This is a genomic window from Bradyrhizobium sp. P2_E8, assembly GCF_056403875.1.
The window spans coordinates 1-3,106 of record NZ_JBFUES010000893.1; the positions used below are offsets into that span (position 1 = coordinate 1).

General features: G+C 66.2%; 2 protein-coding genes. Both read right to left on the bottom strand.

From position 1 onward, the window contains the following. The coding region (locus AC1D00_RS33820) for a D-alanyl-D-alanine carboxypeptidase family protein (protein ID WP_477013658.1) at window positions 1-1,253 on the bottom strand (1,253 nt) is incomplete at its 3' end. 190 nt (window positions 1,254-1,443) lie between these two features. Beyond that, window positions 1,444-3,106, bottom strand: a 1,663-nt coding sequence (locus AC1D00_RS33825) for a glucan ABC transporter ATP-binding protein/ permease (protein ID WP_477013659.1), incomplete at its 5' end; no start/stop codon positions are given.

Here is a 3,106-nt window from a genome sequence, read left to right on the forward strand (position 1 = left end):
GCCGCCGTCTTGGTGTCCTTCGGCTTGTCGGCTGCATCGGGTTTCTTGGCGACACGCGACTTCTTGCCACGCGCCTTCGGCGTGGCCTGCTGGTCGGCATCGGCTGCGACCGCGGCGATCAGGGCGGTGCCGGTGCGGGTCGGGCCGGTATAGACCAGCACGGGCTCGGCCGCCGCCGGCGCCGAGGCCATCAGCTCGGAGGCCTTCATCAGGGGCGGCTGAAGCCCGGCGGTGAAGAACGTCACCTGGGCCTCGCCGCCGGTGGCGGAGCCCGATCCGGTCGCGCCGCCATTGGCCGCGATCAGCGCGTCGTCGTCGTCGCTCGCCGGCCGCTTGCGATGGCCGCCGCACATGTCGTCGCGCAGGTTCGGTGGCGAGGCGTCGACCGGCACGAGGTTTTCGACGGTGCCGAGCGAGGGACGCAGCCACGACAGATTGTCCTGGCTGAAGCCGCGCTCCAGCAGCTGCGCCGCCTTCACCGCGCGCGCCGTTCCGGAATTGGCGCCGAGCACGACGGCGATCAGCCGGCGGCCGTTGCGCGTGGCCGAGGCGACGAGGTTGTAGCCCGAAGCGCAGATGAAGCCGGTCTTGAAACCGTCGGCGCCGGGATAGCGGCCGATCAGCTTGTTGAAATTCCCCGTAACGCGCTTGCCGAAGCGGATCGCCGGGATGTGCACGAAGTATTCGTATTCCGGCAGGTCGCGCAGGAACGAGCGTGCGAGAATGCCGAGATCCCGCGCAGAGGTGATCTGACCATCGGCGGGCAGGCCGTTCGGATTGACGTAGCTCGTCTGCGTCATGCCGAGCTTCCTGGCGGTGTCGTTCATCATTGCGGAGAAGCCGTCGACCGAACCACCGACGCCTTCGGCGAGCACCACGGCCATGTCGTTCGCCGACTTGACCATCATCATCTTCAACGCGTTGTCGACGGTGAGCTGCGTTCCCGGACGGAACCCCATTTTCGACGGCGACTGCGAGGCCGCCGTCGGCGACACCGTGAGCAGCGTGTCGAGCGTGAGCCTGCCGTCCTTCACCGCCTTCAACGTGACATAGGCGGTCATGATCTTGGTGACGGAGGCCGGATACCAGGGGATGGTCGCGTTATCCGCCTGCAACACCTTGCCGCTGTCGGCTTCGATCAGCAGCAGCGCTTCAGCGCTTGCCGCGCGTGGCGCGAGCAGCGCGGCACATGCGAGGGCCGCGGCGAACAGGTTGAACAGGGATTTGCGAAGCAGCGGGCGAAGGGCGTGCACTATCCGATTCCGGTCCTTGGAGATCCGCCGGTTCCGGACGGTTCTCGTGATCTGAGTTTCGGGTTTTGAATTCCGGCGCCGCCGCTTGCGGCGTCGCAAACCTATACCGGCTCTTGCGTCGAGAATAGGGGTTACGGCGCGGTATTCCGCAATGAAATAGGCCGAATTTCGGCGGTCCTGCGGGGACTTGCTATGGGGACTTGGCCGCAGTCGCAATAGTCTCGGCCGCCGTCACGCTGGCCCGTGTATTCGTCTGTGACTGTTCCTGCACCATGAACTGGGCCCGGGCGAGCTCGGCAAAATGGCCGCCTTTGGCCACGAGTTCATCGAAAGTTCCGCTTTCGATCACGCGCCCGTTCTCGAACACCAGRATCCGTGTTGCGTTGCGGATGGTGGAGAGGCGGTGGGCGATCACGAAGGTGGTGCGGCCCCTCATCACTTCGTCGAGAGCGGCGTTCACCTTGGCCTCGGTGACGGCGTCGAGCGCACTGGTCGCCTCGTCCAGAATCAGGATCGGCGGGTCCTTCAGCAGCGCACGCGCGATCGACAGCCGCTGCCGTTCGCCGCCGGAGAGCATGCGGCCGCGCTCGCCGGCATTGGTCTCGAACCCGCCGCTGCGCTCGATGAATTCGAGCGCCTGCGCGCGCTCGGCCGCCTTGCGCATCTCGGCTTCGGTCGCGTCCGGCTTGCCGACGCGCAAATTCTCCGCGATCGAGCGGTTGAACAGGAGCGCCTCCTGGAACACGACGCCGATGTTCCGCCGCAGCGAGGTCAGCGTGACGCCGCGCACGTCCATGCCGTCGATCCTGATGAAGCCGGATTGCGGATCGAAGGCGCGATGCAGCAGCGCAATCGCGGTGGACTTGCCGGCGCCGGTCGGGCCGACCAGCGCGATGGTCTGGCCGGGCAGCGCGGTGAAGGAGAGATCCTCGACCGCCGGCCGCTTGCCGTCATAGGAGAAGGTGACGTCGTTGAACTCGACGAGGCCGGACAGGCGCCCGGCATCGATCGCGTCGGGACGGTCGTGGACCGCCGGCACGGCATCGAGCACGCCAAAGAACTCGCGCAGGCGCGGCGCTTCCATGAACACGTTGTTGATGAAGCTCACGACCTGCTCGAGCTTCTGGATCAAGAGCGTGGCAAAGCTCACGAACATCACGATCTCGCCGACCGAGGTCAGCCCCTGGTCGTGCAGGGCGATGCCGAGCGAGAAGATCGCGAGCACCGTGATGGTGGTGGAAGCGCGCGTGATGACGGTGACGAGCGCCCACCAGGACAGCACCGGCATCTGTGCGGCCAGCAGCTCGTCGGCGACGGAGCGCAGTCCCTTCACCTCGGATTCGACGCGGACGAAACTCTGCACCAGTGCGACGTTGCCGAGCGCATCGGAAGCGCGCGCCGAGAGCTCGCTGTAGTGCTCCTCGACCTCCATCTGCATGCCGAAGGTCTTGCGCACCACGAAAGTCGTCAGCGCCGTGAAGACGACGCAGAGCACGAACAGGAGGATCGCGAGCCGCCAGTTCAGATAGAGCGACAGCGGCAGCAGCACCACGACCGAGAGGATCGCGGCAAAGTGCTCGCGGAAGAAGCCGAGCCACAGCCGCCACAGCGCATCGGTGCCGTTGAGCATCACCTTCATCAGCCGGCCCGAATGGGTGCCGGAGTGGAAGGTCAGCGGCAGTTGCAGGATGTGCTCGAAATAGTCGGTCAGCACCGCCTGGCGCTGGCGGTGGGATAGCCGGTCGGCTTGCAGCGCAACGAGCGCGCTGCATGCGATGGTGAACAGCCCGAACGCGACCCAGGCCAGCAGGAACGGCCATGCCGAGTTCGAACCGGCGACCGACTTGCCGGAG